This is a genomic window from Sorangium sp. So ce367, from assembly GCF_051520455.1.
Classification (GTDB): domain Bacteria; phylum Myxococcota_A; class Polyangia; order Polyangiales; family Polyangiaceae; genus Sorangium; species Sorangium cellulosum_B.
The window spans coordinates 658,238-672,742 of the sequence record NZ_CP150334.1; the positions used below are offsets into that span (position 1 = coordinate 658,238).

A 14,505-nucleotide genomic window follows, 5' to 3' on the forward strand; every position below is an offset into this window, starting at 1 on the left:
AGGGGTATCGAAATGAAGGGAAACGTGCGCGCTGACGGGTCGCCTGCGGACCTGTCGCCGACGCCCACGCCGCCGCCCGTCACCGTGATCCAGGGTTGCGCGGATCGCGGTCTTCCCCTCGACCTGCCCCCCCTCGGCATGGCCCCCGCGCCGGAGGAGCAAGCGTTCCTTCCCGGTTTCGCCCCGCCAGCGCCGCAGGGGACGCCGCCCTTCCCCATGGCCGGGGCCGGGCCGTACGGCTCCTGGTCCTCGCCCTCGCCGGACGAGCGCCGCGCGCGCGTGTGGCGCGCCCTCGGGGCGTTCGTCCTGGCCGCGGCCACCGTCATCGTCGTCGTCGCCGCCGCCGCGCGCGGGATCGCCGCGCGGATGCCGATCGCCTCCGCCGAGGCCTTCCGCGCCATGACCCCCGTCAACCGCGCGTCGCTGCTCGCGCTGCGCTCCTCGCGCGAGGACGCCGGGGCGAGCGCGGCCGTCGCGCCGGAGGGGCTCGCGCGCTTGCAGCCGCCGGCGCCGCCTCCCGCGCCGGTGACGCCGCCGCCCGCGATCAAGCACGAGGGGTACGCGTCGATCCGCGGCGGCGTGCTCTTCACGCCCGACACGTTCAGGCCCACGGGGTCGAGCTACGATCTCCTGCTGCACTTCCACGGCAACACCCAGCTCGTCCGCGAGAGCGCCGAGGTCGCCGGGCTGAACGCCGCGGTCGCCGTCATCAACCTCGGCATCGGCTCGGGCGCGTACGAGGACTTCTACGCGACGCCGGGCGTCTACGAGAGCCTGCTCGCGGACATCGACAGGGCGCTCGCGCAGCGCGGGCTGCCGACCCCGCGGCTCCGCCGGGTCGCCCTCTCCTCGTGGAGCGCGGGCTACGGCGCGGTCGCCAAGATCCTGGAGCTCCGCCGCGGCACCGAGCCCCTCGACGCGATCCTCGTCACCGACGGCATCCACTGCGGCTTCGTCCCGGAGCAGCCGAGCGGGCTCAACCCGCTGCAGCTCGCCTCGTTCGCGCGCGCCGCGCAGCTCGCCGCCTCGGAGGAGCTGCTGTTCACCATCACGCACTCGGAGATCGACCCGATCGCGTACGCCAGCTCCGCCGCCACGGCCAGCTACCTGCTCGACGCCGGGGCAGGGCGCCACGTCGAGCGGTCGCCCGCGTCGGACGCGCCCCCGCACCTGCGGCTGCGCGCCGCCGAGGGCGCCGTCTCGAAGAAGCTCGAGAAGCAGATGATCCCGACCACCGAGGCGAGCGTGGGCGAGCTCCATGTCCGCGGGTTCCGGGGCAACACGCCCGAACACCACATGGCGCACCTGCTCCAGATGGCCTCGACCGTACTCCCGGAGCTCGTCGAGCGCTGGCGAGAAGGCGGCGATCCGTCGTCCGAGCGCTGATCGACGGGAGCGGCGGAGTCAGCTCCGGCTCCGCGCCTCGGCCATCCAGGCCCCGATCGCCGTGGCCACCGGGTGATCCGCCCCGAGCTCCGCCTCGGCGAGCGCGAGCGCCCGCTCGTACAGCGGCAGCGCCGTGGACGGCCGCCCCGCGGCGTGGTGGACCTGCGCGAGCCGGACCAGCGTCGGCCGGAGCGACGGGTGGGCGGCCCCGGCCAGCGCCTCCCGCGCGGAGAGCGCGCGCTCGTACAGCGCCGCCGCCTCGGCCGCGTCCCCGAGCGCCTCCCGGGCGGCCGCCAGGTTGTGCAGGATCGACGCAAGGAGGGCCCCGTCCACGCCCGCCCCCGCCTCGGCGATCTCGAGCGCCCTCCGGAGCATCCTCTCCCGCTCGGCGGTCGGGAGGTCGTCTTCCTGCTCCAGGAACGTGGCGGCGTTGTAGAGCGCCTCCGCGACGAGCGCGTGACGGGCGCCGAGCGCCCCCTCCCGCAGCGCGATCGCCCGCCGGAAGAGCGGCGCCGCCTCGGCGCGGGCCCCCCGCCTGCCGAGCAGCAGGCCGAGCCGGTTCAGCAGCGCCGACAGCTCGATGGGGTCGGGATCGCGCATCCGCTCGTAGCCCGCGAGCATCCGGCGGAACAGCGCCTCGACGTCGTCGAGCTCGCCCTGCCGCTCGAGGATGGCGGCCAGCTGCTCGAGCAGCCTCGGCAGCGGCGGATCGGCGCTCCCCGCCGCCTCGGCGATGGCGATCGCCCTCGCGGAGCTCGCGCGCGCCTCGTCCAGCCGCCCCTGCGCGAGCCGCGCCGAGCTCAGCGCGTAGAGCGGCGCCGTCAGCTCGGCGTCCCCGTCGCCGTAGATCTCCTCGGCGATCCGGAGCGCCCGCGCGCATGTCGCCTCCGCGTCGGCGTGGCGCGAGCCGGCAAGCTCGGACGCGGCCACGTCGAGTAGGCGCCGGTACTCTCTTCCCCTCCACCAGCGCAGCACGGCGCGATCCGGTCGCATCCTCCTCTACTACCTCGTCCCCACCCGGGAGGGCGAGAAGGCCGGCAGGGACGTCCGGCGCGCACCGGCCGGCGTCCGGCGGCGGCGCCCGACAAGGATGATCGGAAGAGCATCGCGCGGGCGCGGAGCAGTGTACTCTGCTCGCAGGATCTCGTGGCGCGAAGGTGCGATGCAGACGCTCGATGCCAGCAACTGGCGGCTCCCGTCGATCGGGGCTATGGCGCACGGCGCATGGTGCAGCGCCTCACGGCCGGCCTCGCGATCGGCCTCTCGCGCGGGGGCCCCGGCCTCACGAGCGGGGCGATCGTGGAGGCGATCGAGGAAAGGTCGCCAAGGACATTTCTTCCGTTTAGACTGCCCCGACGGCCCCACGCGCCGACGCTCCCCACGATCATGAGGTCCAGGCTCACGCATCGCGAGGCATCGTCACCGAGGGGAGGGCTCGCCCGCGCCCGCACGGGGAAGGCGACGGAGTTCATATGAGTGGTGCCAACGAAAACGTCGTCGATGAAGTAGCGCGCAGCGAGCCGATCGATCCGTTGCTCGGAAAGGTGCTCAACGGAAAGTTCAAGATCCTTTCCCAGCTCGCGACCGGCGGCATGGGCACGATCTATCGCGGCGAGCAGCTCCCGCTCGGGCGCCAGGTGGCGATCAAGGTCTTGATCCCCAACCAGGCCTCGCGGCAGCTCGACCCGAACTTCCACAAGCGCTTCTTCCTCGAAGCGAGCATCCTCGCGCGCCTCCAGCACCCGAACATCGTCACCGTCTTCGACTACGGCCGCATCGAGGCCGACGATCAGGAGCGGTTCTTCATGGCGATGGAGTTCCTCGAGGGCGAGACGCTCTTCCGGCGCGTGCGCCGGCAGGGGCGCCTGCCGCCGCCCGAGGCGATGCGCATCGCGCGGCAGATCGCGCGCGGGCTGCGCGAGGCGCACAAGCACGGCGTCGTCCACCGCGACCTCAAGCCGTCGAACGTGATGCTCGTCTCCAACGAGGACGCGGAGGAGGCGGTCAAGATCCTCGACTTCGGCCTCGTGAAGCAGCTCGGCGACGACTCGGAGGAGCTCACGCAGCAGGGCGCGTTCCTGGGCTCGCCCCGCTTCATGTCGCCGGAGCAGATCTCGCACGGCAAGGTCGATCTCAGGACCGACATCTACTCGCTCGGCGTCATCCTCTACCAGATGCTCTGCGGGAAGGTCCCGTTCGAGTCCGAGAAGTCCATCCAGATCCTGATGGCGCACCTCCAGCAGCCGGTGCCGCGCATGAAGGAGCGGAACCCGGACGTCGACATCCCGGAGCCGCTCGAGGCGCTCGTGATGCGCTGTCTCGCGAAGGATCCGGACGGCCGGCCCGCGACGATGGACGCCCTCATCCAGGGCCTCGGCGAGTGCGCCCGCGGCATGGGCGTGACGACCGCGTTCGGCGGCACGCAGATCACCTCGTTCGAGTCGCTGCCCGGCGTGCAGATCTCGTCGCGTTCGTCCACGGTGCAAGCGCTCAAGGACGCGGTGACGCTCCCGGCGCCGTCGAGTGATGACGATCCGAGCGGCCGCACCTCCGGCGTCGGCTCGGGCCCGGGCGCCGCCGCGACCGCGGCGGGCGCGTCCAAGGGCGCGACCGGCGCGCACGAGGCCCCCTCCGGCGGCGGGCGCAAGGCGGTGATCCTCGCCGCCATCGGCGCGGTCGTCGTGGCGGCGGGCGCGTTCATGCTGACCCGCAAGCCCGCGCAGACCGAGGCCACGCCCGAGGTCGCGACCGCGCCAACGACGGCGCCCGCGGCGACCGGCACGCCCAGCGATCACAAGGGCGCGCCCTCGTTCATGCTGATCATCGAGTCGATCCCGCCGGGCGCCGACGTCGTGGAGGACGGGAAGTCGCTCGGGCAGACGCCGCTCCAGCTCTCGATCGCGAACGACGAGGTGCGCGCGTCGCCTCGCCGGCTGACCCTGCAGAAGGAAGGCTTCCAGCCCTACTCCATCGTCCAGGGGCCGTCGGAGATGTCCGTGCAGACCGTCGCGCGGCTCGCGCAGGTGGCCGCGCCTGCGAAGACCGAGGACGCGCCGTCGAACACGAGCTCGGGCGGCCGGCGAAACTGGGGCCGGCCCGTTCGCCCCGCAGCGCCCACGGCCACAGCGAAGCCCAACCCTCCGGAGAACACGGCGCCGTCGATCCGGGTAGACCGGTAGCGATCAGGGCGCGCCCGACGAGCACCATCGGCTAGCCCCTGATTTCACCGCGCCGCAAGGGCGTGGTGCAGGGGCCATGCGCTAGCTTCCTGGCCGCGCATGTCCCGCCTGCTCATCGTCTCGAACCGCCTTCCGGTGACCGTCCACGCCGATCAGGGGGACGTCTCCGTCGTCCCCTCGGCGGGCGGCCTCGTGACCGCGCTCCGGGGCCCTCACGAGCGCCACGGCGGCCTCTGGCTCGGATGGCCGGGCGACCTCGCGCGCCTCACCGAGGAGCAGCGCCGAGAGGTCGAGGATCGGCTCGAGCAGCTCGGCGCGGTCCCGGTGCACCTCACCTCGGCCGAGGTGAGCCGTTACTACGACGGCTTCTCGAACGGCGTCCTGTGGCCGCTGTTCCACTACCTCGTCGAGAAGTTGCACCTCGACGCCCGGCACGACTGGGAGAGCTACCGCGAGGTGAACGAGCGCTTCGCCGAGGCCATCGTCGCCCGGTACAGGCCGGGCGACAGGGTGTGGATCCACGACTACCAGCTCACGCTGGTGCCGGCGATGCTGCGGCGGCGCATCCCCGACGCGCGGATCGGCTTCTTCCTGCACATCCCTTTCCCGGCGGCCGAGGTCTTCCGCATCCTGCCCTGGCGGGAGCAGGTGCTGCGCGGCATGCTCGGCGCCGACGTCGTCGGGTTTCACACGACGGCCTATCGGTACCACTTCGTCTACTCCGCCGCGCGCGTGCTCGGGCTCGATCCCGACCTGGAGACGCTCGCGTACGAGGGGCGGCGGGTGCGGCTCGGCGCCTATCCGGTCAGCATCGACGTCGACGAGTTCGTGCGGCTCGCGCGGGACGAGGAGGTCCGCGCCGAGGCGCGGCGCATCCGCGAGAGCGCCCAGGGCCGGAAGATCGTGCTCGGCGTCGATCGGCTCGACTACACGAAGGGCATCCCGCGGCGCATGCTCGCCATCGAGCGCTTCCTGGAGCGCGAGCCCGAGCTCCGGAGCAAGGTCCGGTTCATCCAGCTCGCGGTGCCGACGCGCGAGAGCGTCGACGCCTACGCCGAGTTCCGGCGCGTCGTGAACGAGCTCGTCGGCCGCATCAACGGCAGCTACGGGACGCTCGACGATGTCCCCATCCACTTCCTGCACCGGTCGATGCCCATGGCCGGGGTCGTCGCGCTCTACCTCGCGGCCGACGTGATGATGGTGACGCCGCTGCGCGACGGGATGAACCTCGTCTGCAAGGAGTACGTGGCCTCGCGGCTCGACGACACCGGCGCGCTCGTGCTGAGCGAGTTCGCGGGCGCGGCCGCCGAGCTGATCGAGGCGCTCCTGGTGAACCCGCACGACATCGACGCGGTGGCGTCGACGATCCAGCGGGCGCTCGTCATGTCGCCGTCCGAGCAGCGCGTCCGGATGCAGGCGCTCCGGCGCCGCGTCATGACGCACGACGCGCACCGCTGGTCGCACCGCTTCCTGAACGATCTCGAGCGCGCGGGCGGCGCCCCGCCCGCGGTGGGGGCCGTCCGGCGGCCGGAAGGCGCGCCCCGGGGGAGCACGATCGCGAGCGCGCGCAGCGCGCCGTCGCTGATCGTGATGCTCGACTACGACGGCACGCTGGTCCCCCTCGAGGCCATGCCCGAGCTCGCTCAGCCGGACGAGGCGCTCGTCACCGAGCTGCGCGAGCTCGCGGCGCGCCCGCGGACGCAGGTGCACGTGGTGAGCGGCCGGCCGCGCGAGGACCTCGAGCGGTGGCTGGGCGAGCTGCCCATCAGCCTCCACGCCGAGCACGGGTTCTTCTCCCGCGCCGCGCCCGGAGAGCCCTGGGTCGCGCTCCGCGAGGCGGCGCTCGACTGGAAGCCGAGGGTCCGCGACGTCCTCCAGGGCTTCGTCGACCGCACGGCGGGCAGCTTCATCGAGGAGAAGATGGTCTCGATCGCGTGGCACTACCGGGCCGCCGACCCGGAGCTCGCCAGCCAGACGGCCCGCGAGGTGCCCCTGGAGCTCGCCGAGGCGCTGCGCGAGCACGATCTCGAGCTCATCCCGGGCCGGAAGGTGCTGGAGGTGCGGCTCCGCGGGGTCAACAAGGGGGTGATCGTGCCGCGGGTGCTCGCCACGATGGGGCCCGACGCGGTGGTGATCGCGCTCGGCGACGACAGGACCGACGAGGATCTGTTCGCGGCGCTCCCCCCGACCGCGCTCACGATCCACGTGGGCGGCGGGGAGAGCTCCGCGGCGTTTCAGCTGCCCGACCCGGCCTCGGCGCGTCGCTTGCTGCGCGCGCTCATCGCCTGAGGGCTCGCGCCGCGGCTCACGCCCCGGGGCGGCGACCGCGCCGCCGGAGGGCGGCGCCGAGGAGCGCCGCCGCCCCGGCGACGAACGCCCCCGAGCCGGCGACCGGGCCGCCCGCGAGCGCCCCGCCGACGCTGCACGCGCTGGCGTGGGCGCCGCGCGGAGCGTCCGCGCTGCCCTGCGCGGCCTCGGAGCACGCAGCGGCGCGCGCCGCGGTGTCGTCGCCGTCCGCGGCGCAGTCGCCGGCGGACGCGTCGCTTTCCGCGTCGGCGTCGCTGGCATCGCCGTCGTCGGCGTCGCTGGCGTCGGCGTCGCTGGCGTCCGCCTCACCGTCGCTCGGGGCGGCATCGCCGTCGACGTTCCACCCCTCCTCTGCGGCTCTGCTGTCGCTGTCGTCGAGGTCCCGATCGCTGTCCGCGGCCCTCATGGCGAGCGCCGCGAGGCCGGAGCCGGACTCGTAGGCTCCGATGTCGATCGCGCCAGCGACCGGCCGCAGCAGCGGTCCGCTGGCCGTGCGCACGCCCCTCCTGGGCGAGGACTGCGGCGCGGTGAGCGGCTTCGGGAAGGGGTACCCTGCCGGGCTCGGCATCGCGCTGGAGCCGGCGTTGACGAGCGGGCTGTTCGACGCCGGGCGGAGGTCCAGCGAGCTGAGGTTGGTGAAGCCGGGGTCGGTGCCCTGCACCGTGCCCGTCCACGCCGCGGGGAGGGCCGAGGAGCCGGTGGGCACCCAGTTGTTCGCGCCCGAGATCAACGCCGTTCCGGTCTTCCAGGTCGCGCTCCTGTCGACATAGACCTCCACGCCGCCGCCGCCGCGCCGATAGAACACGTTGTTGCTCATCTCGACGCTCTCGATCCCATCGAACATCCGGATCGCCGGCCGCGACCCGGGGGCGAGCAGGAAGGTGTTGTTGACGAACCGGAAGCGACCCCACGTCTGCCCCGTGCCGTCGCCCCCGACGCGCACGGCGAAGTGCTGGCCGCTCTTGACGATGACATTGCCGACGACGTCGGAGTCCTCGCGCGCGAGCCCCTCGTCCTGGCCGTCCGGCCCGATCAGCTCGAGCTCGTGGTATTTCGCGCCCTCGATCCAGTTGTAATAGATCTCGTTCCGCTCCGCGCGGCTCTTCACGCTGTTGCCGCCATTGCCGTCGTGCACATAGCAGTGCCGCATGCGGAACACCGAGCCGAGGCGCGTCTCCTCGTCGGTCGCGATGTAGATGGGGTGCCTGGTGTCGCCCGAGCCGCAGGCATAGACCTCGACGTACTCCAGCGTGAGGGAGCCCGACTCGGAGTCGGCGCCGAGGATCCCGTGCCCGGCGCAGTCGTGCACCACCGAGTCGCGGATCGTGATGTCGTGCGCCTTGTTGAACACGCAGCGGCCCGAGCCCCCGGTGATGTCGAAGCCTTCGAAGGTATAGTGATTGCCAGCGAAGATCACGGTGTTCGTCCCCCCCGATAGGACAGGGCGGCGGCCGTTCACGCGGACGCCGCGGATCGTGATCTTCTGCGCCTCGGTGCCCGACTTCTTGAAGAACAGATCCCCCGGATAGGTCGCGTCGCCCTCGACCAGAACCACGTCCCCGGCAGCGAGGCGAGGGGCGACCTCCGCGAGGCTCGCATAAGGCTTGCCCCGCCCCACCTCGTACGTCGCTGCGCTCGCCGGCGAGGCGGCGAGCAGCACGGAGAGCCCGATGCCCGGCGCGACGAGAGAGAGTGTGACGAGGTGCCTTGTGTTGAGTTGCTGCATTGGCGTACTGTCGCGTGCTGTAGAGTCCGAGTGCAAGCTGCTTTTTAATGAAATGCATGATGGGTAATTCAGGCGACACCTGACGGCAGGAATTCCTGCCGCTATTCCCGTGTCCACAGCGGCTGTCACCATTGCTGAGAATCCGTGTCGTCTGCCATTTCTCGATAAATTTTGGTAAATGAAAGCAAATCGGTGCGAACGCCGCGAAGAGCGTGAAGAGCAGGGTTGCGCGGGTGAAGCGCGGGAGGAGCGGGAGGAGCGCGAGGGGCTGGAGGAGCGCGAGGGGTGAGGCGGGTGGTTCCTCTCGGCGCGCGCGTCGTTCCGTGCCATGGAGCCGACCATGTTCCCGGTTGTCCTCGCCTCCACGTCGCCCTTCCGGAGGGCGCTCCTCGATCGCCTCGGGCTCGCGTACGAGGCCGTCGCGCCGGCGTTCGAGGAGAGCGCGCCCGAGGGGATGCCGCCCCTCGCGTGCGCCCGCCTCTTCGCGGAGGGGAAGGCGCTGAGCCTCGCGCCCGCCCGGGAAGGCGCCCTGATCATCGGCGCCGATCAGGCGCTCGAGCTCGATGGGGAGCTCCTCCGCAAGCCGGCCTCGCTCGACGAGGCGGCAGACCAGCTCGGGCGGCTCTCGGGGCGCGTCCACGCGCTCCACACCGCCGTCGCGGTGCACGCGCCGCCGGGGGTGCCGCTCGCGGCCGGCGAGCCGCGGACGCTGGCCGAGATCGTCACGGTGGAGCTCCGCGTCCGCCCGCTCGGCCGCGCGCAGATCCGCCGCTATGTCGAGCTGGATCGGCCCATCGGCAGCGCGGGAGGATACCTCTTCGAGAAGCACGGACCGTGGCTGTTCGACGACGTGCGCCACGCCGACGAGGCGGCCATCGTGGGGCTGCCGCTCGTCCCGCTCTGCCGCCTCCTGCGCCGCTTCGGGGTCGATCGGCTCGACCCGCCCGCGCGCGCCTGAGCGCAGGCGCGCGCGCAGAACGTCAGAGAGAGCGCCGGCGGGCGCCACGCAGGCCAGAGAGAGAGCCTGCATCCTGGGAGATACGGTAGGTTCCCGCCAAAACGCGCCATTGCGCGTCGCCGCGATCCGAGCGCCGAGAAGAAGCCCGAGGCAGCCAGGAAGTTGCCGGCTGCTCCAGGCGCTTCGCTGTCCGACGGCGCAGGCGGGGGGCCGCGGCGCTGTGCGTGCCGGGGCTCCCAGGGAGGGGCGGCCGTGGCGCGCGCGTTGCTAATCGTGGTTCCAGGGTCGAGCCTGCCGCTGGGCCCTCACGAATGAGCATCTTCTGCCGGGCGACGCCGACGGGGCGGGCCAGGCGCTCGACGAGGTGAGGCGATGATGGAACGCCCGCCCTTCAACGCGGCCGAGGCGCTCACGGCGGCTGATCTGACGCTGTCCTGGTCGGCCCTGCAGAACGAGGAGCGGGTGCAGGCCTATCGCCGCCTACGGCGCGAGGAGGCGGAGGATTTCTTCGAGGGTCTCCCCACGGCCGACCAGGCCGCGCTCCTCGCGGGCCTCACGAGGGGCGAACGCAAGCTATGGCTCCGCCTGCTCGCGCCCGACGACGTGGCGGACCTCCTCCTGGAGGTGTCGCCGGCCGACCAGGCGGAGCTCCTCTCCTTGCTGGACGAGCCGACGCGGCGCGAGGTGATCGCGCTCCTCGCGTACGCCGAGGACGAGGCCGGCGGGCTCATGAGCCCGTGGTTCGCGCGCGTGCGGCCGGAGGCGACGGTCGACCAGGCGATCAGCTATCTCAAGCGGCAGGCCAGGGATCACCTCGAGACCATCTACTACGGTTATGTGCTCGACGCCGAGCAGCGGCTGCGCGGCGTGGTGTCGCTCCGGCAGCTCATGATCGCCCCCGGCGACCGGCGCGTCAGCGACGTGATGAAGACCGACGTCGTGTCGGTCAACGAGGACGCCGACCAGGAGGCGGTGGCGCGGACCTTCGCGGAGCACGATCTCGTGGCGATACCCGTCGTCGACAGCGAGGGTCGGATGAAGGGGATCGTCACGGCGGACGACATCGTGGACGTCGTGGAAGAGGAGGCGACCGAGGACATCCAGAAGCTCGGCGGCATGCAGGCGCTCGACGCGCCCTACCTCCGGACCCCCCTCTCCAGGATGCTCGGCAAGCGCGCGGGCTGGCTGTCCGCCCTGTTCGTGGGCGAGCTCCTCACCGCCACGGCGATGGGGCACTACGAGAGCGAGATCGCCCGCGCCGTCGTGCTCGCCCTCTTCGTGCCGCTCATCATCTCGAGCGGGGGCAACTCCGGCTCTCAGGCGACGACGCTGGTCATCCGGGCGATGGCGCTCGGCGAGATCCGGCTCGCCGACTTCTGGCGCGTCAGCCGCCGGGAGCTCGCGTCGGGCCTCGCGCTCGGCGGGATCCTCGGCGCCATCGGCTTCGCGCGCGTCATCGCCTGGGAGAAGCTCTTCGGGGCCTATGGCCCGCACTACGCGCTCCTCGCCCTGACCGTCGCGATCAGCCTTGTCGGCGTCGTGACCTGGGGCACGCTGGCGGGGGCGCTCCTGCCGTTCGTGCTCCGGGCGCTCCGCTTCGACCCGGCGAGCGCCTCGGCCCCGTTCGTCGCGACCCTCGTCGACGTCTCCGGCCTCGTGATCTACTTCAGCGTGGCCGAGCTCCTGCTCCGCGGGGTGCTGCTGTGAAGCGGGCGAGCGCCCCCCGCGCGCTTCCCTGGGGCTTCCCCGAAGCGCGCGGCCGGGGAGAGCCCCGGCCGCGGGGGCCTAGGGGCTGACGCGCGACGCGAGGTAGCGCGCCACATACGCGCCGATCACGCGCGCGTCCTCGCGCCAGCGGCCGCCGGGCTTCAGCTTGTCCGCGTCCGCGGAGCTCAGGTTCGTGTTCGGGATGGGCGACGCCGTGCGGCTCGAGAACTGGACCTCATCGAGCACCCGGCCGTCCGGCGTCGTGAGCCGGAGCGTCAGCCGGATCTGGCTCGGGGCCGAGGAGACGACCGCGTAGAAGCCTGGATTCATGTAGCCGATATAGGGCTTGATCACGAACGGCGCCGACGTGTGGCCGTCGGACGGCGCGACCTCGATGCCCTCTTCCTGGGCGGCGCCGACCAGGGCCTTCGTGAACTCCTCGTTGATGGTCTCCTTGTCCTCCACGAAGCGCTGGTGATCGTCGGCGTCCTTGCCGGCGAGGTACTGGTCCTCGCGCTGGTCGAGGATGAAGAGGCCCACGTAGTCGATGGGCATCAGGGCGAAATACCGCTGGCCGACGAACGTGTCGGGGCTCGCCTGGGTCACGACGCGCCAGCGCGGCCCGCACCCGGCGAGGGCCGCGAAGCCGAGCAGCGCGGCCGCGATGAAGCTGCGACGGTGCATGAAAGTCTCCTTCAGAGGGCCCGCCTTGTAGGCCATGTCCGAGCGAGCTGGCAAGGGCGGCGCAGCGCGCCGCGCCCGGGCGGGCCGGTCCGGCGCGCCGCGCCCAGGCGGGCCGGTCCGGCCCGCCGCGATCACGCGGCGGCGGCCCGCGCGGCCCTCCGACCCGGACGGGGCAGGCGGCCGCGCATTCGATCCGATCGATGGCGCGCGCGCGGGCTCGCCCCGCGCTCGCGCGCTGTGCAATGGGCGGACATGACCGGAGCTGGCCTGTCGGATGCATGTTGGATTCGACAGCTGCAATGGCCACCTCGCACGAGGGTGCCTTTCTATCGACGTTGGAGGTAAACCCATGATCCCGAATTTCGTGGCCGGTCTCTTCAGCATTTTTCCCATCTTGGTGCTCCCGTTGCTCGGCGTCGATCCGCCGGAGGACGCGGGGGGCAGCGGCTCGCAGGTGGGCGAGGGCTCCGAGCTGGAGATCCCAGGCTTGCCCGGGGAGGGCGCCTCGCGGTTCGTCTATTCGATCTCCTGCATCGAGGGCAGCACCGGAAAGAAGACCTTCCTGACGGAGGACGACTTCTGCAGCGCCCTGCGCGACGAGCAGGTCTGCTCCGAGAGCGCGGCCATCTTCGCGCTCTTCCACGGCTGTCCCTGAGCGCCCGCGCGGCGGCGGTACAAACCCTTGACATTCGAGGGGGGCCTTGCTCTTCCTAGCGAGCGCGGACCGCCCCGCGCGGCCCTCCCCCCACAAGGTCGCGCGCCTCGGAGGCTCAGATCGTGACGAACCTCTATCTCATCCGGCATGGAGAAGCGCAGGTCAACGTGAACCATATCGTGGGCGGGATGCGCGGCGACACCGGGCTGACGCAGCTCGGCGTGCTCCAGGCGGAGCGCTTGCGCGATCGCCTGGCCGCGACGCGCGAGATCCCCGCCGACGTCCTGATCGCCAGCACCTATCGCCGGGCGCAGCAGACGGCCGAGATCGTCGCTCCCGCCCTGGGGCTGCCCGTCACGCTCGACGACGAGGTGCAGGAGCTCCGCCCCGGCGAGGCGGACGGGATGCCGGTCGGCGAGGCGATGGTGCGCTACGCGATTGATTTCGAGCGCGAGCCGTACCGGCCGGCGAGCCCCGGTGGAGAGAGCTGGGCTCAGTTCATGCTGCGGGTCTCCGTCGCCCTCGATCGCGTCACCCGTGAGCACGAGGGGCGGACGATCGTCGTCGTCACCCACGGCGGCTTCATCGACGTCGCGTTCCTCCACTTCTTCAGGATGAACGCGCTCGCCTTCCCGAGCGCGCACTTCGCCACCCGCCACACCTCGCTCACCCACTGGCAGCGAAGGCGGCGCTGGGGTCGGGCCGAGGCCTGGCACCTCATCTATTACAACGACAGCGCGCACCTGCGCGACGTCGAGCGGACCGTGCGCATCCCCTGGGCGGAGCTCTCCACGCTGGCGCCGAGGCTCGTGGATGATCCGTCTGGGCCGCCGTCCTCCGAGAGCGGCGAGGGGCGCTAGCACGCCCGGCGAGGCAGCCTGGCGGACAGGCCGCCACCCGCCCGTGGTCCCTCGCGGCCCTCGCGCTTGCGCCTCCGCCTCGGGGCGAGCTACATGACCCGTATGACGGGTCCCGTTCACGCAACCTTCCTCGTCGCCGCTCCCGACCAGCCCGGTCTCGTCGCGCGACTCGCGGGGTTCTTCTACGACATCGGCCTGAACATCATCGACGCGAGCAATCACACCGATGCGTTCATGGACGAGGGCCCGCGCTTCTTCATGCGTCTCGTCGTCGATCTGTCCGGCCTCGCCTCGCCGGCCGCCGTCGCCGCCCTGGGCGGCTCGGCCACCCGCGGCGCGATCGAGGCCGCCTTTCGCGAGCTCGCCGCGTCGCTCTCGGCGCGATGGTCGGTGGAATACAGCGATCACGTCCCGAAGATGGCGATCCTCGTCACAAGGGATCCCGCGTGCCTCTACGATCTGGTGCTCCGGCAGCGCGCGGGCGAGCTTCGCTGCGAGATCCCGCTCGTGATCTCCAACCACCCCACGCTCGAGGCGGTGGCCGAGAGCTTTCGAATCCCTTTCTTCTGCATCCCGATCACCCCGGAGACCAAGCGCGAGCAGGAGCGTCAGGTGCTTCACCTGCTGAAGAGGCACCATGTCGATCTCGTCGTGCTGGCGCGGTACATGCAAATCCTCTCCGAGCAGATGCTCGATGAGGCGCCGCCCGTCATCAACATCCACCACGGCTTCCTGCCCGCGTTCCAGGGCGCGAAGCCTTACCACCAGGCGCACGCGCGCGGCGTGAAGCTCATCGGCGCGACGGCGCATTATGCGACGCGGGACCTGGATCAGGGGCCGATCATCGAGCAGGACGTGGCGCGCGTGAATCACCAGATGGGCCCCGAGGAGATGACCCGGATGGGGCGTGACGTGGAGCGGCTCGTCCTCTCTCGCGCCGTCCGGGCGCACCTGGAGCGGCGGGTCATCGTAGAAGGCCGCCGCACCGTCGTCTTTTAGAGCTAGAGCGGCGGTCACCCGCTTCGGATACGGGCCCATCTCGA

11 protein-coding genes are annotated in these 14,505 nt (G+C 71.8%); 8 read left to right on the forward strand and 3 right to left on the reverse strand.

Translation table 11 applies throughout. The annotated features are described in order from the left end of the window. The first annotated feature begins 12 nt into the window (after nt 1-12). Nucleotides 13-1,386 (forward strand): hypothetical protein, encoded by a 1,374-nt coding sequence (locus tag WME97_RS02505; RefSeq protein ID WP_437549204.1) that lies wholly within the window; start codon nt 13-15, stop codon nt 1,384-1,386. Nucleotides 1,387-1,404: 18 nt separating this feature from the next. Here the strand turns inward: WME97_RS02505 and WME97_RS02510 are convergent, their stop codons facing one another. Then, nucleotides 1,405-2,379: a tetratricopeptide repeat protein gene (locus tag WME97_RS02510; RefSeq protein ID WP_437549206.1), complete on the reverse strand. Its 975-nt coding sequence runs from the start codon at nt 2,377-2,379 to the stop codon at nt 1,405-1,407. 479 nt (nt 2,380-2,858) lie between these two features. On the opposite strand from WME97_RS02510, the gene WME97_RS02515 reads away from it, so the two are divergent. Then, nucleotides 2,859-4,565: a serine/threonine protein kinase gene (locus WME97_RS02515; RefSeq protein ID WP_437549208.1), complete on the forward strand. Its 1,707-nt coding sequence runs from the start codon at nt 2,859-2,861 to the stop codon at nt 4,563-4,565. A gap of 99 nt (nt 4,566-4,664) precedes the next feature. Then, nucleotides 4,665-6,854: a bifunctional alpha,alpha-trehalose-phosphate synthase (UDP-forming)/trehalose-phosphatase gene (locus tag WME97_RS02520; protein WP_437549210.1), complete on the forward strand. Its 2,190-nt coding sequence runs from the start codon at nt 4,665-4,667 to the stop codon at nt 6,852-6,854. Between the two features lie 16 nt (nt 6,855-6,870). Here WME97_RS02520 and WME97_RS02525 read toward each other — a convergent pair whose 3' ends face one another. Beyond that, nucleotides 6,871-8,598 carry a right-handed parallel beta-helix repeat-containing protein gene (locus WME97_RS02525; RefSeq protein WP_437549212.1) on the reverse strand — a complete coding sequence of 576 codons (1,728 nt, stop codon included), beginning with the start codon at nt 8,596-8,598 and terminating at the stop codon, nt 6,871-6,873. Between the two features lie 340 nt (nt 8,599-8,938). Between WME97_RS02525 and WME97_RS02530 the strand changes: the two genes are divergently transcribed. Together WME97_RS02530 and mgtE are read left to right on the forward strand one after the other, a co-directional pair. Further along, complete coding sequence (locus WME97_RS02530) at nt 8,939-9,556, forward strand: Maf family protein (protein ID WP_437549214.1); 618 nt, start codon at nt 8,939-8,941, stop codon at nt 9,554-9,556. Nucleotides 9,557-9,928: 372 nt separating this feature from the next. Further along, nucleotides 9,929-11,263, forward strand: coding sequence for a magnesium transporter (mgtE, locus tag WME97_RS02535; RefSeq protein WP_437549216.1), 1,335 nt, complete (start codon nt 9,929-9,931; stop codon nt 11,261-11,263). A gap of 78 nt (nt 11,264-11,341) precedes the next feature. On the opposite strand, the gene WME97_RS02540 is transcribed toward mgtE, so the two are convergent. Continuing rightward, the gene (locus WME97_RS02540; protein WP_437549218.1) at nt 11,342-11,947 is read right to left on the reverse strand and encodes a hypothetical protein; all 606 of its coding nucleotides are present in this window, start codon (nt 11,945-11,947) and stop codon (nt 11,342-11,344) included. A gap of 349 nt (nt 11,948-12,296) precedes the next feature. On the opposite strand from WME97_RS02540, the gene WME97_RS02545 reads away from it, so the two are divergent. From WME97_RS02545 to purU, 3 genes are all read left to right on the forward strand, one after another. Next, nucleotides 12,297-12,602 (forward strand): hypothetical protein, encoded by a 306-nt coding sequence (locus tag WME97_RS02545; protein ID WP_012233127.1) that lies wholly within the window; start codon nt 12,297-12,299, stop codon nt 12,600-12,602. Between the two features lie 122 nt (nt 12,603-12,724). Then, nucleotides 12,725-13,462, forward strand: coding sequence for a histidine phosphatase family protein (locus WME97_RS02550; RefSeq protein WP_437549220.1), 738 nt, complete (start codon nt 12,725-12,727; stop codon nt 13,460-13,462). A 102-nt stretch (nt 13,463-13,564) separates the two neighbouring features. After that, nucleotides 13,565-14,461, forward strand: coding sequence for a formyltetrahydrofolate deformylase (gene purU, locus WME97_RS02555; RefSeq protein ID WP_437549222.1), 897 nt, complete (start codon nt 13,565-13,567; stop codon nt 14,459-14,461). Nucleotides 14,462-14,505 lie beyond the last annotated feature (44 nt).

Bases quoted from the DNA above. Each gene is read 5' to 3' on its own strand.
- WME97_RS02510 (WP_437549206.1), bottom strand. From the start codon at position 2,379: ATGCGACCGGATCGCGCCGTGCTGCGCTGGTGGAGGGGAAGAGAGTAC.
- purU (WP_437549222.1), top strand. From the start codon at position 13,565: ATGACGGGTCCCGTTCACGCAACCTTCCTCGTCGCCGCTCCCGACCAG.
- WME97_RS02515 (WP_437549208.1), top strand. From the start codon at position 2,859: ATGAGTGGTGCCAACGAAAACGTCGTCGATGAAGTAGCGCGCAGCGAG.
- WME97_RS02505 (WP_437549204.1), top strand. From the start codon at position 13: ATGAAGGGAAACGTGCGCGCTGACGGGTCGCCTGCGGACCTGTCGCCG.
- WME97_RS02525 (WP_437549212.1), bottom strand. From the start codon at position 8,598: ATGCAGCAACTCAACACAAGGCACCTCGTCACACTCTCTCTCGTCGCG.
- WME97_RS02520 (WP_437549210.1), top strand. From the start codon at position 4,665: ATGTCCCGCCTGCTCATCGTCTCGAACCGCCTTCCGGTGACCGTCCAC.
- WME97_RS02530 (WP_437549214.1), top strand. From the start codon at position 8,939: ATGTTCCCGGTTGTCCTCGCCTCCACGTCGCCCTTCCGGAGGGCGCTC.
- WME97_RS02540 (WP_437549218.1), bottom strand. From the start codon at position 11,947: ATGCACCGTCGCAGCTTCATCGCGGCCGCGCTGCTCGGCTTCGCGGCC.
- WME97_RS02545 (WP_012233127.1), top strand. From the start codon at position 12,297: ATGATCCCGAATTTCGTGGCCGGTCTCTTCAGCATTTTTCCCATCTTG.
- mgtE (WP_437549216.1), top strand. From the start codon at position 9,929: ATGATGGAACGCCCGCCCTTCAACGCGGCCGAGGCGCTCACGGCGGCT.